A 26,335-nucleotide genomic window follows, 5' to 3' on the forward strand; every position below is an offset into this window, starting at 1 on the left:
TCACCCATTCCGGTCGATCCTCCGATGATCAACCCGGTTCGGGAGAAACATCGCCAACTTCGAGCCGATGGGACTCTTCCCAACTGCGCTTGATCGGCCGATACATCAGCCCGAGCAATGCGGTCGTCACGATGACGGACATCACGATCGAGATGATCGGCTTGTTGTCGAGGACCGATGCGATCAGATACGAGAAGATGCACGTATAGGCGGCCCAGAAGAACCCTCCGATGCTGTCCCACAGCAGGAACCGGGGGTACGGGTAGCGAGTGATCCCCATCGTCGCGCCGAGAACGAATCGCACACCGGGGATGAACCGGCCGAAGACGATCAACAACGGAGCGGAGTTCCGCATCACGTCGAGCGACCGCGCGACCTTCTCGTTCTCCTCCAGTTTGTCGACCCTGGCCGACATCGCGTCGCGGAGCACCGTTCGCGACAGCCAGTACAGCAGCGAGTCGCCCACGACCGCTCCGAGCGATCCGGCGAGGATCAACTTCCAGATCTCGATCGACGACCCGTCCTGGGCGGCGAGATTCGAGCCGGTCGTCAACAACGACTCGCTCGGGAAGATCGGGATGACCGCGTCGAGAACGACGAATCCGCTGATGAGCAGGTATGGATGCGACAACTCGCTGAGGTCGATGCTTCCGACGAGCGATGCGATCATCGGCGCCACCCACAGCATCGCGAGCCCGACGAACACGACGAGCGCGACGGTGCGCTTGCTGGGGAAGTCTCGGCCGTGGAGAAGATGGGTCATGCGGGTTCGTTTCGGTGGGAGCACCGCGGGCTGGCAGGAAGGAGCAGGTAGGCCCCGACGAAGAAGCACACGGCGCCGATGAAGGTCGCAGCGTTGACGATCGTGATGTTGAGCACTTCACCGGTCGTCGGCAACACGATCGCTGCGATCGCCGACAACATGAAGAAGATCGATCCAATGTAGTTGAGCGCCGCAGACCACCAGTTCTCGTCGTCCGTGCGAACCGCCCAGACCCGCCTGCAGACGCTCAGCCACGCGAGGTGGCTGGCAACCAGGAACGCGACCGAGCCGAACACGTCCGGGCGCCAGACGATTCGATTCTGCTGTTCGGTGTCGAGCGCGGCGAGCATCGCCCCGATCGTGCTGACGTTGAAAAGCAGGGTGCCCACGAACTGGACCGCCGACGACCACACGTCGATGTCGCTCCAGTCCAGCGTCCAACGCCCGCCACCCGACGCGGCCCGGTCGCGCATGGACTTGACCAGTTGACTGGCACCCGCCGACGTGAAGAAGAGCGCGCCGACGACGAACGTGACCCCGACGACGGAACCGTCGACCCGGGTCGCGTACGCAGGAAGCGATCCGGCGGCAAACAACGCCGACCCCACCATGAACAGGACCGCGATTCGCCATCCGATGTCGGTCGGGTTCCAGCCGGGTGAACGCCTCCAGCAGATGCCCGGTCTCTCCGCACCCGTCACGTGTGACTGAAGAGTTCGGTTTCGGGTGGGTTCGCCGGCGGGTACTCGAGGAGGTGGGCGACCGACTTGCGCAGTTCCGCGAGCAGCCCGTCGGCCAGATCGGGGCTGAAGCCCTCGCGGACCACGACACGCAGCACGGCGACATCACTCGCGTCGTCGGGCATCGTGTATGCCGGCACCTGCCAGCCGGCCATGCGCAACTGGTCCGACACGTGGAACACCGTGAACGGCTGATCGGCAGCCATCTTGAACGCCAGCACCGGGATGGCGGAGCCGTCGCTGACGACCTCGAACTCGGGCATCGCGGCGACCCCCGACGAGATCTGCATCGCGGTGTCGCGCAACGCCTCCATGATCCGGCGGTAGCCGTCGCGGCCGAGTCGGACGAAGTTGTAGTACTGGCCGACCAGCTGGTTGCCGGGTCGCGAGAAGTTGAGTGTGAACGTCGGCATGTCGCCGCCGAGATAGTTGACGTGGAACACCAACTCCTCGGGAAGATCCTCGGCCGAACGCCAGATGTTGAACCCGAGTCCGGGGTACGTGAGCCCGTACTTGTGGCCGGAAACGTTGATCGACTTCACCTGCGGCAGCCGGAAATCCCACTCCAACTCCGGATGCAGGAACGGCGCAACGAACCCGCCGCTCGCGGCGTCGACGTGGATCGGGATGTCGTCACCGTGCTCGGTGTTGTACGCCACGACGCGATCGTGGATCTCCTTGATCGGCTCGAATTCACCGGTGTAGGTGGTTCCGAGGATCGGGATGACGCCGATCGTGTTCTCGTCGACACGGTCCATCACCTCACCGGGATCGACGACGAAACGGTCGGTGGCCACGGGGACGTAACGCGGTTCGACGTCCCAGTAGCGACAGAACTTCTCCCACACCACCTGCACGTTCGAACCCATCACCATGTTCGGACGATCGGTCGGCAACCCGGCAGCTTCACGACGGGCGCGCCACCGCCACTTCATCGCCAGGCCGGCCAGCATCACGGCCTCGCTCGAGCCGATCGTCGACACTCCGATCGCGTCCCCACCACTCGGGGCGTTGAACAGGTCGGCCACGATGTTCACACAGCGCCGCTCGATCTCGGCCGTCTGTGGATACTCGTCCTTGTCGATCATGTTCTTGTCGAACGTCTCGGCCATCAGACGATCGGCCTCCGGCTCCATCCACGTCGTCACGAACGTCGCCATGTTCAACCGCGAGCTTCCGTCGAGCAACAGCTCGTCATGGATCATCCGATACACCGCCGTCGGAGGCGATTCGAGATCCGGGAGCCGGTGCTTGGGGATCGGGGCGTGGTTGAGGCGGCCCGCATACGCGGGGACAAATTCTTCCTCGTCCGAAACGTGCTTGTGAATGGTCATCTGTGGCTCCTCGGGAACGCCACCGGTGGTGGCACGCAGACACCTTAGGGAAACGTTCGTCCGCTGACGCCACCTGCATCGGGTGGAATGCGGGACCGGGCAACTCGGATCGGAGCGCGACGTCTACGCTTCGCGCTTGATCGGCCACATCGTCGCCGAACTGTTGGAGGAACTGTGGACAACGATGTCGAGCGCAACGATCCCGTGTCGGGCTACGCCAGCGTGCGGCACCGGATGCGTTATCGGCTCGACAACGTCCTCGGACGGGGAACGACAGCCGTCCTCGCATGGCTCGGACTCCTCACCCTGGCGTTCGTCGTCCTCAGCGCGGTGCTCCTCTGGCTCTTCAGCGTCGACTTCAGCGGTGCCTCCGGGAACTCGTGGATCGAGGACTTCTGGCAGAGCCTGCTGCGCATCCTGGACACCGGCACGATGGCGGGCGACGTGGGTTGGGGACGGCGCATTCTGGCGCTCGCCGTCACGATCTTCGGCGTCCTCGTCGCGGGCACACTGATCGGTGTCATCGCGAGCGGTGTCGAGGACCGGATCGACCAGATGCGCCGAGGTCGCAGCGTGGTCATCGAGCGGGACCACGTCGTCGTTCTCGGGACCTCCCAACGCCTCCCGGCGCTCATCGACCAGCTCGTGACGGCCAGCCGGCGTCATCCTGGTCGGGTGATCGTCGTCATGGCCGATCGCGATCCGACGGAGATGATGAGCGAGGTCAACGACATCGTGGGCGACCGCCTCGGCACGCGCATCGTGTACCGCAGTGGTGATCCGACGCGTCGCGGCGATCTCGAGCTCGTGCGTCTCCACGCGGCGCGCACCGTGATCGTGTTGGCCCATGACGAAACCCACGACACGGCCACGGTCCGGACGCTCTTCGCGATCGGTGCCGAGCTCGGCGGGTTCGATCGTGTTCCGATCGTGGTCGAGCTCAACGACCCGACGACCGCGGCGCGGGTCATGCGCTCCTGTGGAGCGATGGTGCATCCGATCCTGCCGACCCAGGCCACCGCCCGCACCGCGGTGTTCGCCCTGCTCGACTCGGGTCTGATGCACGTCGTCGACGAGTTGCTCGACTTCCGCGGATGCGATCTCTATGTTCGCGACGACGCCGACCTGGTGGGTCTCACGTTCCACGAGATCGTCGATCGGTACGAGAAGGCGCGTCCGATCGGCCGAGTTCGAGCCGATGGAACACCTGAACTCAACCCTCCCCCCGGCTCGGTGTTCGAGAGCAACGACCGTCTCGTCGTCATCGCCGACGACGATGACGACCTCGACCTCGTTCATGTCTCGGAATCCTCCCCCACAGCCAGGGAGGTGCGGTCATCGATCGAGCCCGCCCCGCTCGACACCGATCACCTGCTCGTGATCGGGTGGAACCGTTTCGGCGCCGAGCTGATCGAGAACTGGGCCCGTCTCACCGCTCCGTCGTCATCGATCGAGGTGATCCTCGACCCCCTCGTGTGTGACCCGGCCACCATCTCACTCGACGGGGTCGGCCTGGAACACGCCTCGACGACGATCGACACGAACGCCGTGGATCGCATTCTGCGACCCGACGGTCGCCCGACGATCACCACCGTGTTGATCCTCCCGACCGACGACGGCGATTCCGACCACGCCGATGCCGGCGTGCTGCTCGACCTCGCCGAGCTGCGAACCGGCATTCCGGCATCCGAACGACCCCGTTGCGTCGTCGAGTTCCGCGACGTGACCAGCAGCGCCCTCATCGATCTCGGGAACAGCAACGACTACGTGATCAGCGATGCGATCGGGAGTCGCTTCATCGCGCAGCTCTCGGAGCTGCCGGAACGACGCCGGGTGTTTCTCGAACTGTATGACACGGTCGGCCCCTCGTTTCGACTCGAATCGGCCGATCGGTTCGGACTCATCGGTGCGGTCACGGCCGAGCAGGTTTTCCGCTCTGCGTACGACGCCGGGTTCACAGCGTTCGGCTGGCGAGCAGCCAGCGAGCCGGACGGTGGTCTGGTGCTCAATCCGCACAGGCAGCGTCGAGCCGAACTCCGGCCCGGCGACGACATCGTCGTCATCGGCTGAGTCACTCAGGGGTTCAGCCCGAGGCGCCTTGGCCCACCGCCTGCATCGCCGCGTGTTCGTGAAGTTCCTGTTCGGCCTCGTGGTGTGCCGGCCTCAGATCGAAGACGACCCGTTTCACCGTTCCGGTGAACGAGTACGGGGCCTTGTCGTCGTACGTACGGTCGACGACGAGTCCGTTGTCGCACCCGATGTCCATCCCGGCATACGTCGAGAAGGCCACCGGTACCGTCCGGTCGAGGCGCCCTTCGCCGATCTTCACATCGTCGGCCCAGAGGGTCACATCACCGCCGGTACCGGGTTTCGGCTCGTCGGCTTCGAACAGCATCTTCAGCGTGACCGACCCCGTCGGGATCTTCTCGGTGGACGTCTGCGTGTACTTCTCGACACCGAGGAAGGAGTAGGTGTGGCGCAGCCTGCCCTGATCGTCGACCCAGAGCGCGAACCCTCCGATCTCGTCGGCGTTGGCGACGAGCACTCCTTCAGCTCCGTGGTCGGGGATCTCGACGACGGCCTCGATCGCGTACGAGCGCCCGTAGACGCGCGGCACCATCCCGCGCTGGACGTTCTGCACGTCGCCGTAAAAGGTGAATCGGGTCTCGGTCGGGAGGGGTGGCAGGATCCCGAAGAAGATGCACATGCCACCGAGGATGGGCAGCACGCGATTTCGCTCGGCCTCGCTCCAGAACAACTCCCGGAGCTCGGCCAGCTTCTCGGGATGTGTCTCGGCGAGATCGACCGCCTGCGAGAAGTCATCGGGCAGGTAGTAGAGCTCCCACACATCGTTCTCGGGGTCGTAGACGCCGGGCGCCAACTTCTTGATCGTCTCGGGAGAGAAGTCCCAAGGTACTCGGTCAAGGCGGGCGCACGCCCACCAGCCCTCGTGGTAGATGGCGCGACTCCCCATCGACTCGAAGTACTGGACGGTGTGTTCCTCCGCAGCGTCGACGTCGTCGAAGCTGCTCGCGAAACTGGTCCCGTCCATCGGCTCCTGCTCGATGCCGTCGACCGACGTCGGTGCCGGAATCCCAGCAACGTCCAGAATGGTCGGACCGATGTCGATCACGTGCGTGAACTGGCTGCGAATGGCCCCGCGCGCGGCGATCCGGTCGGGCCACGCAACGACGATCGCGTCCCTGGTTCCACCGAGGTGGCTCCCCGTCTGCTTGCCCCACTGGAACGGGGTGTTTCCGGCCCATGCCCACGCAGCTGCATAGTGCGGAGCCGTGTCGGGCCCGCCGAGCGCATCGATCCCACCTGCGTCCTCGATCAACTCGAGCTGGCGCTCGGGAGGCAACACGAGACCGTTGAGGAACGTCGTCTCGTTGAACGAACCGGTGATGGTTCCTTCCATGCTGGCACCGTTGTCACCCCAGATGTAGAAGATGAGCGTGTTGTCGAGATCGCCCATCTCGTCGATCGAGTCGAGCAACCGACCGACGTTCCAGTCGGCGTTCTCGGAATAGCCGGCGTAGACCTCCATCTGACGAGCGAACAGCTTCTTCTCGTCGTCGCCCAGCGAATCCCATGCCGGGAAGAGGTCCGGCCGGTCGGTCAGTCGAGCGTCAGCTGGCACGACACCCAGTTCCTTCTGACGTGCGAACACCTCCTCGCGGTAGGCGTCCCAGCCCGCATCGAATCGGCCCGCGTAGCGGTCGGCCCACGATGGGGCCACCTGGTGCGGAGCGTGTGAGCAACCCGTCGAGTAGTACATGAACCACGGCTTCTCGGCGTCCTGCGCACGGACGGCGTGGAGCCATTCGATCGACTTGTCCGTGATGTCGTCCGGGAAGTAGTACTGCTCACCGTCCTGCCCCTCGGGGACGCCGATGATGCCGTTGTCCTGGGTGATGATCGGGTCGTACTGGCCGGCGGCTCCACTGAGGAAACCCCACCAGTGATCGAATCCCCAGCCGGTCGGCCAGCGATCGAACGGTCCGGCAGCACCCTGCACGTTGTCGGGGGTGAGGTGCCACTTGCCGAATCCACCGGTGACGTATCCGTTGTCCCGAAGGATTCTCGGGATCGGGGCGCAGGTCTTCGGCACCGCTGCCGTGTACCCGGGGAACGGTCCCGGATACTCGGCGATGCTCCCGAAGCCGACTCGATGTTGATTGCGGCCCGTCAGAAGCGCCGCACGGGTCGGAGAGCAGATGGCCGTGACATGGAACCGGTTGTAGGCGTGGCCCATGTCGCGGACTCGGTTCATCGCCGGAGTGGCGATCGGTCCGCCGAACGTTTCGGGATTTCCGAATCCGGCGTCGTCGATCAACACGACCAGCACGTTCGGCGCGCCTTCCGGCGGCTTGTTCTGCGCGATCATCGTCCAGTCGGCCACCGAGTCACCGATCGTTCGGCCGGCCACACCTCCGAACGGTGGGTCGGCCAGCGGCAGCACGGTGCGGTCGGGGGCGAACTTTCCCGCCGCATCGGCGAGAGCACTGCTGAGATCCTTCAGCGAGTCTCCGTCCATCTCGACGCGGGACTTGGCCGGCGAACCGGACAGGGCCTGCTCGGCCGCGAGCAGACTGTCCTGGGCAACCAAGGTGAGGATCATCGAGGTTCCCGGTCGGAGCTTGTCGCCGATGCCGGTTTCGAGGCCACCCTCGACCCGATGCTGAGCGAACTTGCCGACGATTCCGCCGGCTGCCGCTCCCACGGCCACCGACGCCAGCAACGGCGGTGCGGCGAGCCCGACGAGCACGCCGACTCCGCCTCCCCAGCCGGCGCCGCGCCTGCCCAATTTGTTGCCGGTCTTCTGAATGCCGACGTTTCCGTCGTCGTCGCGTTGGACGAGCACGACGCCGTCCGAGGCGACATCCCTCGAACCGATGAGACCGACGAGTCGGTCGAAGTCGGCGTTGGCGGCGTCCGTGTCCTGATACGCCGCGAGCACCAGTTGCATTCCCTCACTCATCGAGGGCCTCCTTCAAGTCGGGTCACGTCGCCCGGATGGCGGGTCATGACGGCTTCGTTGATTCGATCTGGCGGATGTGGTCCCGCCGGCTCACGCCAGGAGCTTGGCCTTCTGGCGCTCGAACTCATCCGCGGTGATGACATTGTCGTCGCGGAGTTTGGCGAGCTTTGTCAGCTCGCTTGCCGCACCCCCACCTCCTGCTGCGTCCTGCACATAGGACCGGAATGCTGCTTCGTTCTGCTGAGCTGCCTCGACGTCGCGATGCCTCATGTTGTCGCCGCGAGCGATCACGTACACGAGCACGCCGAGGAACGGGACCAAGAGCGTGAAGACGAACCAGAGGGTCTTGCCCCACCCACCGAGATCGTCACTCCGGAAGATGTCTGCAAACACGCGGAACAGCAGGACGAACCATGCGATCCACAGGAAGAAGACGAACATGCTCCAGAACAGACCTAGGAGCGGATAGTCGTATGCCAACATCGGTGCACCTCCATGCAACACGGCGACCTCGCCGGCCGCTCCGGTGCAGGCTCCCAATTCTGGGGGGGCAGCAGCATCACCCAAAGTGGACCATCGCGCATGCCGGGGCGCCGGGGATGCTTGCGCTCCCGCCGTTCAGTCTCGAGGGTGAGCTCGACCGAGCTCAGGCCGTTTTCGGATCTGCGATGAGGCCCGCAGACCGTGCTCGGTCGACCGCGTCGGTTCGCTTGGTCGCGTCCAGCTTTCGATAGATCGCCGCCACGTGCGACTTGACCGTGTTTCGCGAGATGTACAGGTCGGACGCGATGTCGGCGAGGCTCAGGTTGGTCGGGAGGAGGCTCAAGACTCGGAGTTCGGCGCCGGTGAGCGCCATCGATCCGGTCATCGGCCGATGCATGGCGTCGACCTGTGTACGCAACTCACAGACGATGGCGGCTGCCGACCCGGGGGCGTTACCGGCTTGCTGCGTATCGAAGCGTGCGTGATGCTCGAGTTCGAGCATGACGGAACGTGCGGTCTCGTGGTCGTCGAGCAGGAGTGCGGTCTTCACGATCGCGATCCGAGGGATGACATTGAACCACGGCGCCACCGAGCGGAATCCGGTCAGCGCCCGACGCGCCGCAGCCACGCCCCGGGCCGCCTCGTCTCGTTCGTTCTGACGAGCATGATGCAAGGCCGTCAGCGCCATCGACGTTGCCGTCGTCGGAAGCAATTCTGCCCCACACGACCGGATCGCTTCCGCGGCGCGGCGGCTGAGTGTTGCAGAGTCGACGTGATGGCCCTCGCAGTCGTCGATGATGGCCGTCACCGCCATGCATTGACTCATCGTGATGGGACTCTGAGCGATTTCGGCCTCGAAGGCACCTGCGTTGAGCGCGCTCCGGGCGGCATCGAGATCGCCGACAACGAAGTTGAGCGCACCGTGGACCCAGCAGGCGAATGCCCCCCAGGGCCCGCCCCCAAGGTGGTGGCGAGCCGACACCAGGGAAGGAATCATTTCGGTCGCTGGCCGTTCATCGAGCGCGGCATGGAAGATCGCAGCCCACCACGTCGGCGGATCCTCGCTCGGATTTCCGGCGCTGCGGACCACATCATCGAGGACGCGCAACCACTGCACGGCGCGTTCGTCGTCACCCCGATTGATGGCATGAGCCGTGCGGAGCCCGATGAGGCCCGGTGACGACCGCACGAAGTCGATCGGGAACGACTCCAGCCACCGGTCCACCGTTGCGTGGAGGCCGCTGGTGAAGTAGCGGCCACCGTGAGCGGCCACCATTTCCTCGAGCACATCGAGGTCACCGACGATACGAGCGTGCTCGACCGCTCGATCGACGTCACCCTGGCTCTCCCAGAATCGAGCGGCCCGGACGTGGATCTCCGCCCATCGCTCTGGATCTGCGCTCCGCAGCTCGGTGGACAACCAACGAACCAGTAGTCCGTGCAGTCGATACAACTCGCCGCGCTGGTCGAGAGCGAAGACCACCACCCGATCTCGGTGGAGGCGTCGGAGAAGGTCGGCCGAACCCGCTCGCTGGAGCACCTCGTCGCACAGATCGCTCGTGAACTGTCCGAGGCACGCCGCCTCTCGAAGAAACGCGAGTTCTTCACCGTCGAGCTGGCCGACCCACTCACCGCGCAGGAAGTCGATGAGGTTGACGTGGTCCGCGATCTCACGCGGCGGCGTGCCGGAACGCAACACCTCTCCGGCAAGAAGAATCCCTGCAGGCCACCCCTCGATCGCGTTCAACACGTCGACGATCTCGTCTGAGCGGGCATCGACACCGATCAACGCAAGCAGCCGATGGCCCTCCGAAGAATCGAACGCGAGGTCGTCCGCATCGACGTCGACCACGCCGGGCGCAAGACGAAACCGGCCGACAGATCCATGATCGTGGTGGCCACGACCGATGAGCAGCACGGTCGAATCGTTCGGAAGATGATCGATCACGGTCTCGATCAACCAATTTCCGGCCGTGGACCGAATGCGGTGGACGTCGTCCAGCACGAGGACGAACGCTCTGGCCGGTGGTCCGCGCGTGAGTCCGTCCTCGATCGCTCGCACATACGGGTCGGCGGAGCCGGCATGAGCGATCGTCGGGGTCGGGATCTCGAAGATCCCGTCGAGAGCGTCACGAAGCGTGCTGAACAGTGCAACCGGGTCGTCGTCACCCCGAGAGAGACCGACCCATCGAACGCAACGCTGCTCCGAGGCCACCCACCGTGCTGAGATGTTCGTCTTTCCATATCCGGACGGTGCCAAAACACGCATCAGACGCCCGGGCGAGCTCGCATACAGGTGGTCGAGTCGGCGCCGCCGTACCTCGACATGCGCGGTGGTCGGCGCGCTCCAACCATCCCCACGGACGTCGCCGACGTCGCTGCGGAGGTTGGTGTCGATCTGGATGCCGGGCCCGCTCAAGTACCACACGATAGTGGCGAGAGAGAATCGCCCCGCCGAAGTCTCGCCGATCGAGGGCCGACGTCCATCCGAGCGCGACATTCTGGAGACCGATCATCCGTTCTGGGCGATGTCTCGCGACGCACCGGCGCTGTACTGTCCAGGCAATCCGCGCGTTTTCGTCGACTGGTGTCAGCGGTTCGTGCTCGAGCAAGCCAAGGAGAAGAGATGAGCGATGACATCATCGACCTGGAGAGCGACGATCAGTCGATCGACGATCTGGGGCCCGTGGACTATCTGGTGGTCGAGTTCCCGGTGGGAACATCGACCTTCAACGGAGAAATGGCGGGTCAACTCGCCGACCTGGTCGCTGCCGGAACGATCCGACTGCTCGACCTCATGGTGATCCACAAGGACGAGGAGGGATCGATCGACGCGTTCGAGGTCGACGACATCGAAGGACTCGACGACCTACGCGGTCTGGAGACGGAGATCGCCGAGATTCTGGCCGCCGAGGACGTCGTCCACCTCGCTGCCGCGATGGAGAACGGCAGCACCGCCGGCGTTCTCGTGTGGGAGAACGCCTGGGCGGCACCGTTCGCCTCGGCCACTCGCCGTGCCGGAGGTCAACTCGTGGCCACCGGCCGGATCCCGATCCAAGCGATCGCCGCCTCCATCGAGGCGGAGATTCACGACTCGACAGAAGGAGAATGACATGCCACTACGTCCCGCACGAGTAGCCCGCCGCGGGGTGATCGGTCGACCGGTCGCCCGCACCGCCGCAGCTGTCGGCACCGCAGCCGTCGTCACCCATGGCGTGAGACGCCGTCGGTCACGACGCGTCGGTCGCCGTTGACATCGCCGTCGCGGTTGTCGGCATCGTCGTTCTGATCATCATCGACGACGACTCCTCCCACGACGCCCCCGCGCCCGACAGCGACGTGCCGACGGTCTCGGCCACGCTGGCACCACGTGGGGACGACGCACCGTCGACCCACGGCGGTTGAGCGACGCGCCGCGGCCCCGATCTCCACGCCCCGACTGTGCGACCGAACGTACGGAGGGTTCTCTCTCGCCGATCCAGCGGTGTCGCCGAGATTCGATCAGCACACGCGCGGCGGGTCGTCGCTGACTCTCTCGTCGGCGACCAACGGGCGCGAGCCCCCGACACGTGCGGAGAAGCAAGAATCCGCCGCCGTACGAAATCGTCGGAGTACTCCAGCAGCAGGAGGACACCGCAGAGATCGCCGGGACCACCGGGGTCGGACGTCGTCTGCTCGAATCAGGGGCCGTATGCGACGTTCTCTACGAGTGGACGACAGCGAGCTCTTCGCTGAGGCGACCAGCCTCATCATCGCGATCCCGATCAGGCTCACGCTGATCGCAGTCGGCGCCCTCATCGCGAATCGGCTGCTTCGCCGCGGCGTCAATGAGCTGACCCGGCGGCTCGGTACCGTGACCGCCCAGCAGGGCGAGGCCGTGGTGTCCGAGCGGAGCGTCGAGCGGGAATCGAGATGCCCAACCGTCAGGTCGATGTCTGGATGAAGCAGGCCGCCCCATCGTGAGGGCTAGGTCGTGAGGCCGCGGGCCGCATAGGCGGCGCGGACGGCGGCGATGTTCGGGTAGACGGCATCGCCGCCGATGATCTCGGTCGTTCCGTAGTGGTCGAGTGCGGAGCGAGCATCGTCGCTGAGGTTCGCGATGACGAGGCGGACACCGCGGTCACGCAGCTGGTCGTACAGTTCGTGGAGTGTGTCGGCCGAGGTGATGTCGACCCCGGCCACGGCGGTCGCCTCGACGCAGAACCACTCGGGGGTCTCCTCCGCTCCGTCGACCAGCTCGAGCACTTCTTCGGAGAACTGATTCGCGTTCGCGAAGTACATGCTGTGTGCGAAACGGTAGACCACGAGTCCCGGCACCATCTCGGCGTGGTCCTCCAGCGGGGTGGTGTGGACCGCGCCATCGGTGCCGATCGCTTCGAGGGTGTTGCGAGGTTTGTAGCTGGCTCGCAGGTGGATGACGATCGACAAGAAGATGGCGAGCAGGATGCCCTGCAGGACACCGACGAAGACGACCGTGACCGCCGTGAGCAGTGCCACGTAGAACTCGTCTCGTCGCAGACGGAAGATCCGTCGCATCCCCGTCACGTCCACCAGGTCGATCCCGATCAGGAACACCACCGCTGCGAGCACGGCGTTCGGCAGGTACTGGAGGGGCCCGGTGAGGAAGAGCAGCACGATCAACACGATCGCCGACATGGTGAGGTTGGCCACCTGGGTCCGGCCTCCGGCGCTGTCGACCATCTGGGTCTTGGTCGGGCTGCCATTGACGACGAAGGTTCCGGTGACGCTCGCCGCAGCGTTCGCCAACCCGAGCGCAACGAGGTCCGTGTTCTCGTCGACGCGTTCGTTGTACCGCGCGGCGTAGGCGCGCGCTGTCGCGGCGCTCTGGGCGAGGATCACCACGAAGATCGACACCGCAACCCCGGCCAGGGTCGCCACGTCGTCCATCGGCACCGACGGGATCTCGAAGCTGGGCAGACCGCTCGGGACGGCGCCGAGGGTGGTGATGCCATGCTCGACGAAATCGAAAGCTGCGCTGGCGATGATCGAGCCGACGACCGCCACCAGAGCCCACGGGATCTTCGGCATGAGGACGCGTCCGCCACGGATGATGACGATGACGGCCGCCGACACCGCCACCGTCGTCATGCTCGCGTCGCCGAGGTCGGCCACGACGTTCCACAACTGCATCACCGGTCCCGACCCCTCCTTCGTCAGCCCGAACAGGCCGGGGATCTGACCGACGGCGACCTGGATGCCGACCCCAGTGAGGAAACCGACGAGCACAGTCCGCGACAGGAAGTCGGCGATGAACCCCAGACGAGCAAGGCGGGCGACCACGAGAAAGACACCGGCGATGAATGCGGTCATCGCTGCGAGCGCGATGTAGTCCGATGATTGCGTTGCCGCAAGACCCGCGAGACCGGCGGCCAGGATCGCTGCGGTCGCCGAGTCGGCACCGACGACGAGGTGACGCGACGAACCGAGCAGAGCGAAGACCACCGTGGGGAGGAGCACCGAGTACAGCCCCGTGATCACGGGCATCCCGGCGATCGTGGCGTAGCCCAGCGACGAGGGAATCGCCAGCGCAGCCAACGCGACCCCGGCAACGACATCGCGCGGCACTTGTGCGCGGTCGAGGGGCAGAATGCCCTGCAGCGCGCTCGAGCGGAGTCGGCGGATGATGCCCGCGTCCCGCCGCTCCGCTGAACTCTCGCCGGTCATGATGAGAACGCCTCCATGGACACCTCGGCGGACATGCCGAGCTCCTGGGTCTGGACCAAGCTTCTACGCTGGATTTTCGTCGCCGGCCCGTGCCGGGTCGTCGACCTGTCGTTGCCCGAGCCTGACCATGACGACCTCGCGCTGAGCGCGACCATGCTCGGTGCCGAGGATGTAGCCGAGCGCGGCGATGAGCAGCAACGCTGCGAGGGGGACGGTGACCTTCATGATTCAACTCCTTGCGTGATGGCGGACATGCCGACCGATCGGATCGTTCGTGGACTCGTCATTCGGGACCGCCAGCCGGTTCGAGGCGATCGCTTCTTGGAACTCCTCGAAGTCGATGAGGTTCTGCGCGGCGTAGAGCAGGCCGAATGCTCCGACGGCACGCGCGAGACGCTTCCCGCCGCCGATGTAGGCAGAGATCGCAACCGGGTCGCCGGTACGGGCGTGAGCCCGAGCCAGCGTCTTGCCACACAGGTCGGCGTAGAAGCCCAGCTGGGATGGAGTGGCGTCCTCGATCTCGACCGAGCCCTTCCAATCGCGCAGCTGACGAAGGTAGTAGTGGTGGTGCTCGATGCGGCCTTCGGTCCATCCGAGAAAGATATCCGACTGAGCCTGCGACATCCGTTGCCCCTCGACGATGCGTTGCCCGTGGTTTCGGTAGGGACTCGGCTCGAGGAATGGTTCGAGGACCGACGCCTGCGCCTCCTTGGCCTGGAGGAAGAACACATCGTCGGAGCTGCGCCCCTCCAGGAGCAGAATGAAGCATCGCGTGCCCACACTGCCGACACCCACGACCTTGAGCGCGATGTCGACCAGCGAGTAGCGATCGAGCAGGAAACGACGCGCATCATTGAGGGTCGACCGGTACGAATCGAGGGCGGCGGTCGCCGCGGATTCCACCTCGGTCGCGGCGTATCCGAACGGCAGCTTGCGGAGTGGGAACAGAACGGGTGGATCGTGGGCGATCTGGCGACGCCCGTCAACGATTTCGGTCAGCTTGCCGACGGCTTGGCGGCTGTCCTTGCGACGAGCCCTGCGCTCGAAGCGTTCGATTCTCTTCGCCAGTTTGGCCTGCGTCATCCCCGTGTCCGTGATCAGATCATCGACGGTGAGGAGCCGATTCCAGACGTCGAGGTACCCCATCTCTGCGTACTCGGCCATCGCCGCTGCGTACGCTCGACTGGTCCGATCCGTGACCTGCATGCAGTCGTCGAACCCGAATCCGAGGTGTTGGGCAGCGATCAGGACGCTCGTGGCGAGTCGCTTCAGGTCCCACTCCCATGGGCCGCGAAGCGTCTCGTCGAAGTCGTTCGCATCGACGACCAACTGCCGTCCAGGCGAGGCATAGGCGCCGAAGTTCGACAGGTGGGCGTCGCCTCCGAGTTGAACGGTCAGTCCACTGGTGGGAGTCGTGGAGAGGTCGGCCGCCATGATCGCGGCGGCGCCGCGATAGAACGTGAACGGCGAGACGCGCATCCGGTCATGTCGCACCGGAACCAGCCATGGCACCCGGGTTTCGTTCTGCGCCTCGAGGATGGAGACCGGGTCGCGACGGTCGTGAGCGGCTGTCCACTCACCGTGTGAACTCCTCGGAACGGACGTGCGCGCAGCGCGGCCTCGTTCGCAACCTTCGTCGTATGCGTTCATGTGCGACCTCCAGAGTCGGGAACCGGGGATGACCCCACCGCGGGGTCCGGGCGTCAGCCCGCGGTGTCTTCGAAGGCGGCGTCGAGAGCACCGTCGGTGTCGTACGCGCCGTTGATCACGTGCTTGTCGTCGGCGTTCACCAGAAGTGCACCGACATCGGTGCCCTGCGGGTTCACGGCAACCACGATGACGCCGTAGGCCCCGGTTTCGAGCAGTTCACCCATCCTGCGCACGTCGTCCTTCGGGATGTTGCGCCAGAAGTGCCCGACCAGCCCGCCTGCGCCGGCGTAGATGGCGGTGTTCGCCACGAGGGGTCCGAGGAAGACGAGGCCGAGCGGTGCGAACACGACGGTCGCCGCCGCGCCGAGGATGCCACCGCCCCATGCGAGATGCTTCGCGGTGCTGTCGTGGCGATCGATGTCGAGCTTGCCGTCGGCGCCCTTGGTGACGATCGCAACGGCGAGATGATCGAGCTGCCCGCCCGACTTCACGGCGCGCACAGCGTCATAGTCGAGTTCGGCGCTGGCCTGGTTGGGATAGGTGGCGACGGCGACGGTGCTGGGCTTGTTCGACATGACGAGGTCCCTTTCGATGGACAGATGTTGGACGTTTCGAGCGTACGAATCCGCACCTCGACGGGAATCCCCCAGAACGGGCGATTGCAGGAACCAGGTTGCTCCAACCGATGCGACGTGGTGGTGGACGAGCTCGCCGAGCGTGGCGCCGGTCAGGACGAGACCGTAGACGGCGTGGACGAGTGCGTCCTCGCCGCGCAGGAACAGCGAGCGACGGCCACCCCGTCTCCCGTCCATGTCGCCGGTGGGGCCGGCCAGGTTCGCTCGGCTCGCGTTTGCCGAGTGTTTCGGAAATTCTGGTGTCGAGGTCATCGGTCAAGTCGCCAAGCGGTGACCCGACCCTCTCAACGACGCGGCGCTCCAGCATCCCCCGTTTCGGATGACCTGCGCGGGCGAAGTTCGGGTGGAGTCATCCGGTTCGGGGGATGTACTCGACCACGATCCTGCCGATCGTGTGATGTGATGTCGATCCTGTCCCAAATCGTGCCCCGCGACCCGGACGGTCTGATATCGATCGAGATCCCAACGGCACGGACCCTGTCCCCGCCCCGCCGACCGATCGTCGGTGTGACGGACGTTGCATCCGAGAGCGGTGGTCTGCTGCTGGGTGCGAAGGCGATCAGCCGGATGCTGCTCTGTGGAATCGGTGCCGATGAGTTGGCCGCAGCTGAGTTGGAGGCGGGCGTCGACGAGTACGTCGACGTCTGGACCCCGACCTTGCACACGGTGGCCAGGTTCGAGCTGATCTCGGTGTTGGTCGACCTCGATGATGCCATCGGCGACGTCGCGGTGGCGTTCACCGAGGCGGTCGCGACGGGGTCGGTCGCCATGCTGAACTGGCAGGTGACCGCGCGGTTCGTGCGGCCGGTCTTCCTGGACAGCGACCACCTCCTCGAGCCGACCGGAGCGGTACTCCACGTGGCCGGCGCGGCCAGTGTCTCCTTCACGGCCGCCGGACGCGCCGACCGTGTTCGCTGCTATTACGACCGGCTGGCGCTGGTGGAGCAGATCGTGTCGCCGCGTGGGGGCGGGACGATCGCATGACATGGTGGTGTCATCGCGGGCGGGAGTCCGAGAGCAGACCGGCTTCTCGTGCATGTTCGACAGCCTCAGCGCGCTTTGTTCACCTCGAGCTTGCGATAGATCGATGCGGCCTGGGACTTCACCGTGTTCGGTGACACGAACAGTTTCGCCACCGCCCTGTGCGCGCCGTCGCGCGCCGCGCTGCTGACGGGCCGGAACCACCATTCGGTGGCGTCGGGCGTCATCCAGGAGATGGCGACCGGGTTCCCCGGCTCCTGCGGCGTGATTCCGAAGAGTTGCGCGACGATCGGGGACCTGTTGAAGCACGCCGGCTACACGTGCGGCCGGTGGGGCAAGTACCACAACGTCCCCGACTATCACACGAGCTCGGCCGGACCGTTCGACAACTGGCCGACCGGACAGACTTCGACTACTTCTACGGCTTCATCTCCGGGGAAACCGACCAGTTCTTCCCGTTGCTCTACCGCAACACCACCGCCGTCGAGGCGCCGAGCCGTCCCGAGGACGGCTACCAGCTCACGCTGGATCTCGCCGACGACTGCATCGCCTGGATCCGTCAGCAGAAGACGATCGCCCCGACCGTCCGGTTTTCTCGTGCGTCCGGAGCTGCCCACGGGCCGCATCAGCCACCGCTCGACTGGCGCGGCCGCAACAAGGGCCGGTTCGGCATGGGCTGGGACGAGTTCCGCACCCAGGTGCACGCGAACCAACTCGAGATGGGAACCATCCCCGAAGGAGCCCAACTCACCGAACGGCCCGAGCAGATTCCGTCCTGGGACAGTCAGCCCCCGAGCACCAAGCGCTCTTCGCCCGCCGGGCGGAGAACTTCGCTCTCCCGGGCGACATATCGACCAATCGAGGTGATGACCACTCGCGCGATCTGGGGTTCGATGGCCGGATCGACATGTCGGCGACAGCCTGTCAGATCCGAGTTCGAGTGTGAGCCACAATCTTGAGGAATGAGGGGGACGACCACATGAGTGTTCACGACGCGCCGGTGCCTGGTGCACCGGATCGGCTCGAAGCCGATCTGATCGACGATCCGACCGAACGACTCGACGGCCGGATCGAGGTCAAGGATTGGGCTGGGGGGCTCCCGCAAGAGAAGGCACAGATTCCGTCGGTGCGTTTCGGGAAGAAGTGGGTCACCACCGCGTGGCTCCTCCCGATCGCGGTGATCGCGCTGGTGATCGCGATCGCCGTCGCCCAGCAGCTCCGAACCCGCGAGTGGATGCAGGAGTTCATCACCGACTACCCGGGTACATCGAAGGCGCAGGCACCCGAGGTCACGTCGGGGTTCCCGTGGTGGTTGCGCTGGCAGCACCTCTTCAACCTGGTCTTCATGATGTTCATCGTGCGCGCCGGGCTCCAGATCCTTGCCGACCACCCGCGCCTGTACTTCAACGCACACAGCAAGCGCGGTTCGGAATGGTTCCGGATGCGCGGTCCGATCCCGTTGGATCGCCGTGATCCCGACGACGCGAAGCACGTGTGGACCGCGAAGGATGATGCTGTCGCGTTGCCGTCCTGGATCGGGATCCCCGGGTTCCGGCACTCGATCGGTCTCGCCCGCTGGTTCCATTTCAGCTTCGACGTGTTCTGGTTGCTGAACGGGATCGTGTTCTACGTTCTGCTGTTCTCGACCGACCAGTGGCAGCGCGTCGTTCCCCAGTCGTGGGATGTGATCCCCAACGCGATCTCGACCGCGATCCAGTACGCATCGCTCGACTTCCCTCCCGACACCGGATTCCTGCACTACAACGGGTTGCAACTGCTCGCGTACTTCTTCACGATCTTCTTCGCGGCACCGTTGGCGTTCCTCACCGGGATCGCCCAGGCACCGTCGGTGGCGGGACGCCTGGGTCTGGCGACCGGATTCTTCAACCGCCAGGTCATGCGCACCATCCACTACGTGGTGATGTCGTGGATGGTGATGTTCATTCTGATGCACACCGTGATGGTGTTCATCACCGGTCTGATCCCGAACCTCAACCACATCACGTTGGGCACGAACACCGATTCGTTCTGGGGACTGTGGATCTATCTCGCCGCGATGGCAGTCGTGGTGTTGCTGTGGCTCGCAGCGTCGCCGTTCACGCTCAAGCACCCCCGCACGGTTCGGCGGTTCGGCCAGGCGGTGACCGGCAGGTTCAAGATGATGATGGAATGGACCGATCCGACGAAGACCTACGACGAGAGCGACATCTCGGAGTTCCAGTGGCCGAACGGACACATTCCCGAGTCCGCAGAGTACGACGCGTTGCTCGCCAACGGTTTTGCCGACTACAAGCTGCGCATCGATGGACTCGTCGCGAATCCGGTCGAGTTGAGCCTCGATGACCTCCGCGCGCTCCCGTACAACGATCAGATCACCCAGCACTACTGCATCCAAGGCTGGTCCGGGATCTCCAAATGGGGCGGCGTCACCATGGCCGACATCTGCGAACTGGTCAAACCCGATCCATCGGCGAAGTGGGTGGCGTTCTACTCGTACGGCGAGGGGCCTCTCGGCGGCCTCTACTACGACTGCCACCCGATCGAGAACATGTTCCACAAGCTGACGATCCTCGCGCTCGACCGCAACGGCGAACCGCTCAACGAAACGTACGGAGCGCCCGTCCGGCTGCGTGACGAGGTCGAACTCGGCTTCAAGATGGTGAAGTGGATCCAGGCGATCGAGTTCGTCGAGGACTTCGAACACCTCGGGGCCGGCCAGGGTGGCTACAACGAAGACCACGAGTTCTTCGGCTACCGCATGCCCATCTGACCCGCAGCTCTCCCCGCCTGACGACCACGTCCTTCGTCGATCGCGTGAGGAGTCTGCGCTGCTCGGGCGCACACTCCTCACGCGTTCGAGGCTTTGGGATGTGGTGCGGCCGACACCGGGTATGCGACGTCGCTGTTCGGCAAGTGGCACTGCGGCGAGACCGAAGGGCGACTGCCCACTGATCAGGGCTTCGACGAGTGGTGGGGATACAAAGAACAGCGCCGACGAGGCCGGACCCGACGGATCGCTCGTGTCGTCGAGGTGGCGCAACGTCAAGGCCGTGCTGCGCTACTGCGAAGGGATCTCCGAGCCGATCGTGGAACCGCAGTTTCCGATGTTCTTCGACCTGGCAGCGGGATCCGGGCGAGCACTACAAAGGCACGGGCTACACGGGCAGCCAGGTCGGCGAAGCCGTCTTCACCATTCGTCACCGGTGTGGGGCTGACCCGCCGCGCTTCCCCCGTTGGGTGAAGGCGATCGGGCCGGGAGCCGGCTGATCAGCACTCCGTGGCGAAGGCCGCGGTCGCTGACGGTCATCGAGTCGTGGCCGAGTTTGTCGAGGATGGTCCGCACGATGGACGCGCCGCCGAGGATCACCTCGGCCCGGGCGGGTTGCAGCCCGGCAATGGTGCGCCGCTCGTCGGCGGTCCTGTTGCGGTAGAGCTCGATCTGTCGGTCGAGCTCCGCGTGGTCGACGATCGTTCCGTGCACGACGTCCGGGTCGTACTCCGCGAGTCCATGAACGACCGCCGCGAGATTCGTGACGGTTCCGCCGATCGCAACGACCGCGTCGGGTCGCGGACGGCCGTCCAAACGGTCGAACTCTGCCGCGACCCACGCGAGTGCCTCGTCGAGGTCGTCGCTCGATACCGCCCTGTCGAGCCCGAATCGCTCCGCGACCCGCCCGGCACCGACGTCGAGACTGAACTGCTCGCCGACGTCCTCGTTCTCACCGAACGTGAACTGCGTACTCCCCCCGCCGGAGTCGAAGACGACGAGCCGACCCCGGGCACGTGGAAGAGAGCCGGTCGCAGCGATGTAGGCGAGTCGAGCTTCCTCCTCGCCCGAGATCACCTCGACGACGACGCCGGTGCGATCGCGCACAGCGTCGACGACAACCGATCGATTGGGGGCACGACGCAACCCGGCCGTGCCGACCGCGACGACGTCGAGGCCGAGCCCACGGGCCTCGTCGACCATCGCCACGACCGCCGCGACGGTCCGACTCACCGGTTCGTCGGCGAGCACGCCCGACTCCGGCTGTTCCTGCCCAAGCCTGGTGACCACGGACCGGTCGGCAATCGTGTGGAGTGAGCCATCGACTCGACGCTCCCCGATGTGGAACTTGACCGAATTGGTGCCGACATCGATGACCGCCAGTCGGCGCGCTCCGATTCCGGCCAGCGACTTGAGTCCCGAGGCGACGGGGACATTGCGACGCCCGGCACATCCGCAGCGGCGCACGGTGTCGATCACCCGGGACGGGTCGGTCGACTCGATCGTCGCCGTCCTCGTCGTGAGACCGGCCGCGCCGACCTCGGTCACCTCGACCGCGCATCCGTCGAGGTCGTAGTGAGTGCGCTCCTTGTGGACCGCGACCGTGAACAGATCGGGTTGCACCTCGATCAACTCGGTCAACGCCTCCATCGAGTAGCTCGCGTTCAGATCATCCGGCGGCTCGATCCCGAGCGCCGACAGCACGGTGCGGGCATCATCGATGGACACCGGAAAGGTCGCCTTCAACGTCGGGGTCCACAGTTGGACCCCGTTGTCGTCGACGTCGAGGAGAACCTTGACGTCCATCAACCCGTCACGCACCTTGACCGAGGCGTCACTCCGGCTCGAGAGGAAGTAGCGCTCGTCGCTCACCTGTTCCCGGGCCGGTGTCCGCGAGCCGACGAGGTCGTCGATCATCTCGAGACGGTCACCGAAGGTCCGCCACTCCCAACGCGGCGTGACCCCGGCCAGAGGACGCCTCTCCGAGCCGTTGGACGCAGAGGTCATCGAGGGTCCACGTCAATCCTCGACACTGCCGTCGAGCGGCAGTTGGTCGAGGACGTCGAACTCGTCCCAGTACTGGCGCACGGAACAGATTCGGTCCTGGAGGAACTCCGCGACCGTCGTTCCGTGCACGACCACCCGAATTCCGGACGGTCCGATCTCGGTCGCATCGGGGAGTCGAAGGCGACCCGTGTGCGTCATCTCGATCGTCCACTCGATACACGCGTGGAGCCCACCCACATCGAGCGGTGACACCGTCAGCTCGAAGTCGGAAAACGACGACCCGCGCTCGTCGAGTTCGTCGAGGAATTCCTCGAGCGACTGGGCCGACAGAGTCGGGGTCCAGACACGGACGTCGTCGGCGAGTTCCGTCTCGAGCGTCGGGCGGTCGCCGACGAGTGCCGCGCGTAACACCCGCTCCAGGGTGTCGGCTCGCGCCCGGTTCGACATCATGTCGCGAGGATGCTCGCCTTCATCGACTCGAACTCTGCGTCGGTGAGCACGCCGGACCGGCGGAGTTCGCCGAGTTCCCGGAGCTGAGTGATGGGATCGGGCGCAGCCGCCGGGACCGCCGGCGCGACCCGACGCGTCGACTCGAACCGATCCCATTGTTGCCGGTTGTAGGCAGCCTGTTGCGTCCGATTGCGCGGCAGCGAATACGGCACACGCGTTTCGCGAGGTCGGTACAGGAACAGCATCGAGCTCAGGTCACGTGGACGCGAGAACCTTCGCCTTCTGGGCGTCGAATTCGGCGTCGGTGAGGATGCCCTGGGCGTGGAGTTCGCCGAGCTGCCTGAGCTGCTCGAGCGGATCCGGTGCGGCGGCGACGGGCGCAGGAGCGGGCGCCGGCGCGTACTGCGGCTCCTGGTACTGCTCGGCTTCCTGCTGCGTCGACCAGCGGTTGGCCTGGCGTCGTGAGACGCGGTTGGAGACGGCGGTCGCCGTCCCTGCGACGACCGCTGTGCGGGCGACACCTCGGAGGAGTCGGGGCATGTGCTGTGTCCTTTCGTACGTTGTTCGGAGTCTGACTCGGCTGAGTCAGCTGGTCTCGGTTGCGTCGAGCGACTCGGTGACCGCATCGAGTGGGATGTAGCCGGCGGCGATCAGCTCGGCGCCACCACGCTGGAGACCGGCGACGAAATCGATCGCCCACCGGTTCTCGAAGATCAGGATTCCCGCCGACGAGCCGGGCTGCAGAGCATCGGCCGCGTCGTCGAGGTCGGACTGGTCGAGCATCCCCGACGAGACGCCCGTGAAAACCGCCATGTCGAACTCGCCGTCCACGTCGAGATCGGCGAGCTCGATCGCCGCGACCGAACCGTCGTCGGCGCACGTGACCAGCTGCAGGTCGAGGATGCGAATCACACCCCGATCGACCAGATCCACGAGTGATGCGAGCCCGTCACCGGTCATCTTGTTTCCGGGGAACTCGACAATCAGGTAGCTGATCGGACCGAGGCCCGTTCCATCTTCAGACATTCATCCACTTCCTCTCTTCAGGAGCGGGTCGCGGTTTCGACCAGCTCGAACGCAGTTCTGGCTCCGTTTTCGAACGGCGCCGTCGGAGATGAACCGACAGCGAGTGTAGACCCATCATCACGCCCCGACGGATGGCTCGACATCACCCTCGGCGGGTGAAATCAGTCCTCCGGCTCGGCGACGCTCGACTCCAGTCGGCCTCGCGGTCCGGGAGAACACCGCGTACGGACGCGATGTCACACCCGCCGGTCATACTCGGGCCATGGACCTCGACTCGGCGCTGCGCACACTCACCGGACGCGATGATGCCGAGTTCCGGCCACACCAGCGTGAGGCCATCGAAGCACTCGTCGCGCACCAGCGCGTGCTCGTCGTCCAACGCACCGGGTGGGGCAAGAGCGCCGTCTACTTCCTCGCCACGCACCTGCTTCGTCAGCAGGGCCTCGGACCGACGCTGTTGATCTCTCCGCTGCTCGCGCTGATGCGCAACCAGATCGAAGCCGCCACGCGCCTCGGCCTGCGGTGCATGACCGTCAACTCGTCGACGAAGACGACGGTCGACGAGCTGGCCGACGCACTCAACACCGATTCGCTCGACCTGATCCTCGTCTCCCCCGAACGTCTCGCGAACCCCGAGTTCGCCGCGAAGGTGATGCCGATGCTCGAGGAACGACCCGGGATGATGGTGATCGACGAGGTCCACTGCATCTCGGACTGGGGACACGACTTCCGGCCGGACTACCGCCGCATCGGTCGCATGCTCGACGAGTTCGGCCAGGGGCGCGTCCCGATCCTCGGCTGCACCGCAACAGCCAACTCGAGAGTGATCGACGACGTCGCCGAACAGCTCGGCGCCGAACTGACCACCTTCCGCGGCGCACTCGGTCGGTCGGGGCTCGCGCTCGGCGTCGTCGACCTCCCGGCGCAACCTGAACGCCTCGTCTGGCTGGCCGAGCGTCTCGAGTCGATCCCCGGCTCGGGAATCATCTACTGCCTGACGATCCGCGACACGATCGCGGTCGCCGACTTCCTGCAATCACGCGGATTCGACGTCGCGGCGTATTCCGGTGCCACCGATTCCGACGAACGCGAGGTCCTCGAACGCCGTCTGCAGGCCAACGAGCTCAAAGCGCTGGTCGCCACCAGTGCGCTCGGCATGGGGTACGACAAGCCCGACCTCGGCTTCGTGATCCACTTCCAGATGCCCGGCTCGCCGATCGCCTACTACCAACAGGTGGGACGTGCGGGCCGCGCCCTCGACGAAAGCGCGGCCGTACTGCTCGTCGGCCAGGAGGACCTGCGCATCCAGAACCACTTCATCGACCGGGCGTTCCCCGATCCCGACAAGGTCGACGAGGTGCTCGCCGTGCTCGACCGTGCGGGCGGGCCGATCGGGCTGCGCGACATCGCTGCCGACGTCAACGTCAAGTGGAACGACATCGAATCGATCCTCAAACAACTCGATGTCGAGGGCACGGTTCGGCGGACCAAGGGTCAGTCGTACGAGCGCACCGATCAGGTCTGGGTGTACCCGACCGAGCGCGTCGACAACGTCACCCAGGCCCGCCGTTTCGAGCAGCAGCTGATGCGCGACTATGCGGAGACGTCCGGCTGTCGCATGCAGTTCCTCACCACTCTGCTCGACGACCCGGCCGACGACCCGTGCGGCATCTGCGACAACTGCCGCCGTGTCGAGCGCGTTCGTTCGGGAGCGTCGGCGAGCGACGCTCTGATCGACACCGGGGTTTTCGCACCGTTCGAGCCCGACCCCGCCGCACTCGGACGTGCCGCGGCGTTTCTGCGCAACCGTCCGATTGTGCTCGGCCCGAAGAAGCAGGGCGTCCCCGCCGACGAACGCAGCGAGGTCGGACACGCGCTGGCGGTGTGGGGCGACGACGGCTGGGGTCGGTTGATCGAACAGGGCAAGTACCGCGACCGGCACTTCGACGGCGACCTCGTCTCGGCCCTCGCCGCACTCGTCGACACGTGGGCTCCGTCTCCCCCCGTGGCATGGGTCACCGCCGTTCCGTCCGAACGGTCGGGGAATCTCGTCCCCGACCTCGCCGAACGACTCGCCGACGTGCTCGGTGTCCCATATGTCGCCGCGCTCGAGCGGGTGGCTGACCGCCCCCCACAGGAAGAACAGGCCAACAGCGCCCATCAGCGATCCAACGTCGAAGGTGCCTTCGCCGCGACCGGAACGGTGCCGGCCGGCCCCGTGCTGCTCGTCGACGACCTGATCGACTCCGGATGGACGCTGACCGAGTCCGGGCGCATCCTGCGCCGCGCCGGGAGCGGGCCGGTGTTGCCGCTCGCTCTCGCGACGACCCCGATCCGCATCTGATGAACGCTGCGTCTACGGTTTGACGATCAGGTCGAGATCGTCACACCCGGCGGCTCCGTGCGGCCGATGCTCCGGCCGGCGCGGGCCGGGTCGCGTCGTGACGTTCCATGGGCGAACGAGGACGGTTGCGGCGATCGTCGTCGGCGTGATCATCGCCACCGCCACCGCATGCACGAGCGGCGGGGCGTCGGACTCGACATCGGCGAGGGACACCGAAGCCACGTCGCCCCAGACCTCCGCTCCGAATGACGACACGCAGACGGTTCCACAGGCCGACGAAGTGGTGGAGACCGTTCTGCCGACCGAAGCGACGATCCCACCAACGGAGCCACCACCCGACACCGTCGAGGTGACCACATCCGCCGAGGTGACCACCCCGATCGAGACCCCCAGCACCGTCGGGGCCGCGCCGCCTGCGACGTGCGCCACGGTGCCGCCCGCTCCCCCAGCCGACGGGCTGTCGACCCAACTGCAGCAGGTCGGCAC

22 protein-coding genes and 1 pseudogene are annotated in these 26,335 nt (G+C 65.6%); 6 read left to right on the forward strand and 17 right to left on the reverse strand.

The annotated features are described in order from the left end of the window. Positions 1 to 28: 28 nt before the first annotated feature. From WBV89_RS20890 to WBV89_RS20900, 3 genes are read right to left on the reverse strand one after another with little or no spacing between them, the layout of a single operon-like run. The gene (locus tag WBV89_RS20890) at positions 29 to 763 is read right to left on the reverse strand and encodes a DedA family protein (protein WP_423983260.1); all 735 of its coding nucleotides are present in this window, start codon (positions 761 to 763) and stop codon (positions 29 to 31) included. Continuing rightward, positions 760 to 1,464: a hypothetical protein gene (locus WBV89_RS20895; RefSeq protein ID WP_423983261.1), complete on the reverse strand. Its 705-nt coding sequence runs from the start codon at positions 1,462 to 1,464 to the stop codon at positions 760 to 762. The genes WBV89_RS20890 and WBV89_RS20895 overlap by 4 nt, the downstream gene beginning before the upstream one ends. Next, positions 1,461 to 2,837, reverse strand: coding sequence for a glutamate decarboxylase (locus WBV89_RS20900; protein WP_423983262.1), 1,377 nt, complete (start codon positions 2,835 to 2,837; stop codon positions 1,461 to 1,463). Before WBV89_RS20900 ends, WBV89_RS20895 begins: the two co-directional genes overlap by 4 nt. A gap of 174 nt (positions 2,838 to 3,011) precedes the next feature. Between WBV89_RS20900 and WBV89_RS20905 the strand changes: the two genes are divergently transcribed. After that, positions 3,012 to 4,907: a CASTOR/POLLUX-related putative ion channel gene (locus tag WBV89_RS20905; protein WP_423983263.1), complete on the forward strand. Its 1,896-nt coding sequence runs from the start codon at positions 3,012 to 3,014 to the stop codon at positions 4,905 to 4,907. 13 nt (positions 4,908 to 4,920) lie between these two features. Here the strand turns inward: WBV89_RS20905 and WBV89_RS20910 are convergent, their stop codons facing one another. From WBV89_RS20910 to WBV89_RS20920, 3 genes are all read right to left on the reverse strand, one after another. Next, positions 4,921 to 7,821, reverse strand: coding sequence for an arylsulfatase (locus WBV89_RS20910; protein ID WP_423983264.1), 2,901 nt, complete (start codon positions 7,819 to 7,821; stop codon positions 4,921 to 4,923). Positions 7,822 to 7,911: 90 nt separating this feature from the next. Further along, complete coding sequence (locus WBV89_RS20915) at positions 7,912 to 8,304, reverse strand: SHOCT domain-containing protein (protein ID WP_423983265.1); 393 nt, start codon at positions 8,302 to 8,304, stop codon at positions 7,912 to 7,914. 163 nt (positions 8,305 to 8,467) lie between these two features. Then, the gene (locus tag WBV89_RS20920) at positions 8,468 to 10,723 is read right to left on the reverse strand and encodes a LuxR C-terminal-related transcriptional regulator (RefSeq protein ID WP_423983266.1); all 2,256 of its coding nucleotides are present in this window, start codon (positions 10,721 to 10,723) and stop codon (positions 8,468 to 8,470) included. A gap of 207 nt (positions 10,724 to 10,930) precedes the next feature. On the opposite strand from WBV89_RS20920, the gene WBV89_RS20925 reads away from it, so the two are divergent. Continuing rightward, on the forward strand, positions 10,931 to 11,416 hold the full coding sequence (locus tag WBV89_RS20925) for a DUF6325 family protein (protein WP_423983267.1): 486 nt from the start codon (positions 10,931 to 10,933) through the stop codon (positions 11,414 to 11,416). A gap of 854 nt (positions 11,417 to 12,270) precedes the next feature. Here the strand turns inward: WBV89_RS20925 and WBV89_RS20930 are convergent. The 4 genes from WBV89_RS20930 to WBV89_RS20945 all read right to left on the reverse strand — a co-directional run bounded on the left by WBV89_RS20930 (position 12,271) and on the right by WBV89_RS20945 (position 16,526). Beyond that, entirely contained in the window at positions 12,271 to 13,989 is a 1,719-nt protein-coding gene (locus WBV89_RS20930) for a SulP family inorganic anion transporter (RefSeq protein WP_423983268.1), read from the reverse strand. Between the two features lie 63 nt (positions 13,990 to 14,052). Beyond that, on the reverse strand, positions 14,053 to 14,214 hold the full coding sequence (locus WBV89_RS20935) for a hypothetical protein (protein ID WP_423983269.1): 162 nt from the start codon (positions 14,212 to 14,214) through the stop codon (positions 14,053 to 14,055). Positions 14,215 to 14,217: 3 nt separating this feature from the next. Next, positions 14,218 to 15,468 carry a DUF2252 domain-containing protein gene (locus WBV89_RS20940; protein WP_423983270.1) on the reverse strand — a complete coding sequence of 417 codons (1,251 nt, stop codon included), beginning with the start codon at positions 15,466 to 15,468 and terminating at the stop codon, positions 14,218 to 14,220. Between the two features lie 224 nt (positions 15,469 to 15,692). Next, positions 15,693 to 16,526, reverse strand: coding sequence for a DUF1269 domain-containing protein (locus WBV89_RS20945; RefSeq protein WP_423983271.1), 834 nt, complete (start codon positions 16,524 to 16,526; stop codon positions 15,693 to 15,695). A 255-nt stretch (positions 16,527 to 16,781) separates the two neighbouring features. Here WBV89_RS20945 and WBV89_RS20950 point away from each other — a divergent pair, with 255 nt between their 5' ends. Continuing rightward, entirely contained in the window at positions 16,782 to 17,258 is a 477-nt protein-coding gene (locus WBV89_RS20950) for a hypothetical protein (RefSeq protein ID WP_423983272.1), read from the forward strand. Between the two features lie 65 nt (positions 17,259 to 17,323). Here the strand turns inward: WBV89_RS20950 and WBV89_RS20955 are convergent, their stop codons facing one another. Then, positions 17,324 to 17,482, reverse strand: coding sequence for a hypothetical protein (locus WBV89_RS20955; RefSeq protein ID WP_423983282.1), 159 nt, complete (start codon positions 17,480 to 17,482; stop codon positions 17,324 to 17,326). Between WBV89_RS20955 and WBV89_RS20960 the strand changes: the two genes are divergently transcribed. Continuing rightward, positions 17,442 to 18,122 carry a hypothetical protein gene (locus WBV89_RS20960; protein WP_423983281.1) on the forward strand — a complete coding sequence of 227 codons (681 nt, stop codon included), beginning with the start codon at positions 17,442 to 17,444 and terminating at the stop codon, positions 18,120 to 18,122. The genes WBV89_RS20955 and WBV89_RS20960 overlap by 41 nt on opposite strands. A gap of 112 nt (positions 18,123 to 18,234) precedes the next feature. Beyond that, positions 18,235 to 20,025, forward strand: coding sequence for a molybdopterin-dependent oxidoreductase (locus WBV89_RS20965; protein ID WP_423983273.1), 1,791 nt, complete (start codon positions 18,235 to 18,237; stop codon positions 20,023 to 20,025). A gap of 417 nt (positions 20,026 to 20,442) precedes the next feature. Here WBV89_RS20965 and WBV89_RS20970 read toward each other — a convergent pair whose 3' ends face one another. From WBV89_RS20970 to WBV89_RS20990, 5 genes are all read right to left on the reverse strand, one after another. Beyond that, positions 20,443 to 21,939: a Ppx/GppA family phosphatase gene (locus WBV89_RS20970; RefSeq protein ID WP_423983274.1), complete on the reverse strand. Its 1,497-nt coding sequence runs from the start codon at positions 21,937 to 21,939 to the stop codon at positions 20,443 to 20,445. Positions 21,940 to 22,041: 102 nt separating this feature from the next. Then, the gene (locus WBV89_RS20975; RefSeq protein ID WP_423983275.1) at positions 22,042 to 22,479 is read right to left on the reverse strand and encodes a nuclear transport factor 2 family protein; all 438 of its coding nucleotides are present in this window, start codon (positions 22,477 to 22,479) and stop codon (positions 22,042 to 22,044) included. Then, a complete protein-coding gene (locus WBV89_RS20980) occupies positions 22,476 to 22,724 on the reverse strand; it encodes an SHOCT domain-containing protein (protein ID WP_423983276.1) in 249 nt (82 codons plus the stop codon). The genes WBV89_RS20975 and WBV89_RS20980 overlap by 4 nt, the downstream gene beginning before the upstream one ends. Positions 22,725 to 22,734: 10 nt before the next feature. Further along, positions 22,735 to 23,019: an SHOCT domain-containing protein gene (locus WBV89_RS20985; RefSeq protein ID WP_423983277.1), complete on the reverse strand. Its 285-nt coding sequence runs from the start codon at positions 23,017 to 23,019 to the stop codon at positions 22,735 to 22,737. Between the two features lie 45 nt (positions 23,020 to 23,064). After that, positions 23,065 to 23,505, reverse strand: coding sequence for a DUF6325 family protein (locus WBV89_RS20990; protein ID WP_423983278.1), 441 nt, complete (start codon positions 23,503 to 23,505; stop codon positions 23,065 to 23,067). Between the two features lie 262 nt (positions 23,506 to 23,767). Between WBV89_RS20990 and WBV89_RS20995 the strand changes: the two genes are divergently transcribed. Beyond that, positions 23,768 to 25,849, forward strand: coding sequence for a RecQ family ATP-dependent DNA helicase (locus tag WBV89_RS20995; protein WP_423983279.1), 2,082 nt, complete (start codon positions 23,768 to 23,770; stop codon positions 25,847 to 25,849). Between the two features lie 12 nt (positions 25,850 to 25,861). Here the strand turns inward: WBV89_RS20995 and WBV89_RS21000 are convergent. After that, positions 25,862 to 26,335, reverse strand: a pseudogene (locus WBV89_RS21000) (hypothetical protein); the annotation flags it as partial.

Origin of the sequence: Ilumatobacter sp. (assembly GCF_049588435.1) — a bacterium.
Lineage (GTDB): Bacteria > Actinomycetota > Acidimicrobiia > Acidimicrobiales > Ilumatobacteraceae > Ilumatobacter_A.

Excerpts from the sequence above, each read along its gene's own strand:
- WBV89_RS20890 (WP_423983260.1), bottom strand. The coding sequence starts at position 763 with ATGACCCATCTTCTCCACGGCCGAGACTTCCCCAGCAAGCGCACCGTC.
- WBV89_RS20900 (WP_423983262.1), bottom strand. The coding sequence starts at position 2,837 with ATGACCATTCACAAGCACGTTTCGGACGAGGAAGAATTTGTCCCCGCG.
- WBV89_RS20910 (WP_423983264.1), bottom strand. The coding sequence starts at position 7,821 with ATGAGTGAGGGAATGCAACTGGTGCTCGCGGCGTATCAGGACACGGAC.
- WBV89_RS20915 (WP_423983265.1), bottom strand. The coding sequence starts at position 8,304 with ATGTTGGCATACGACTATCCGCTCCTAGGTCTGTTCTGGAGCATGTTC.
- WBV89_RS20925 (WP_423983267.1), top strand. The coding sequence starts at position 10,931 with ATGAGCGATGACATCATCGACCTGGAGAGCGACGATCAGTCGATCGAC.
- WBV89_RS20930 (WP_423983268.1), bottom strand. The coding sequence starts at position 13,989 with ATGACCGGCGAGAGTTCAGCGGAGCGGCGGGACGCGGGCATCATCCGC.
- WBV89_RS20935 (WP_423983269.1), bottom strand. The coding sequence starts at position 14,214 with ATGAAGGTCACCGTCCCCCTCGCAGCGTTGCTGCTCATCGCCGCGCTC.
- WBV89_RS20940 (WP_423983270.1), bottom strand. The coding sequence starts at position 15,468 with ATGCGCGTCTCGCCGTTCACGTTCTATCGCGGCGCCGCCGCGATCATG.
- WBV89_RS20945 (WP_423983271.1), bottom strand. The coding sequence starts at position 16,526 with ATGACCTCGACACCAGAATTTCCGAAACACTCGGCAAACGCGAGCCGA.
- WBV89_RS20955 (WP_423983282.1), bottom strand. The coding sequence starts at position 17,482 with ATGACGCCCGACGCCACCGAATGGTGGTTCCGGCCCGTCAGCAGCGCG.
- WBV89_RS20965 (WP_423983273.1), top strand. The coding sequence starts at position 18,235 with ATGAGTGTTCACGACGCGCCGGTGCCTGGTGCACCGGATCGGCTCGAA.
- WBV89_RS20970 (WP_423983274.1), bottom strand. The coding sequence starts at position 21,939 with ATGATCGACGACCTCGTCGGCTCGCGGACACCGGCCCGGGAACAGGTG.
- WBV89_RS20975 (WP_423983275.1), bottom strand. The coding sequence starts at position 22,479 with ATGATGTCGAACCGGGCGCGAGCCGACACCCTGGAGCGGGTGTTACGC.
- WBV89_RS20980 (WP_423983276.1), bottom strand. The coding sequence starts at position 22,724 with ATGCTGTTCCTGTACCGACCTCGCGAAACGCGTGTGCCGTATTCGCTG.
- WBV89_RS20985 (WP_423983277.1), bottom strand. The coding sequence starts at position 23,019 with ATGCCCCGACTCCTCCGAGGTGTCGCCCGCACAGCGGTCGTCGCAGGG.
- WBV89_RS20990 (WP_423983278.1), bottom strand. The coding sequence starts at position 23,505 with ATGTCTGAAGATGGAACGGGCCTCGGTCCGATCAGCTACCTGATTGTC.
- WBV89_RS20995 (WP_423983279.1), top strand. The coding sequence starts at position 23,768 with ATGGACCTCGACTCGGCGCTGCGCACACTCACCGGACGCGATGATGCC.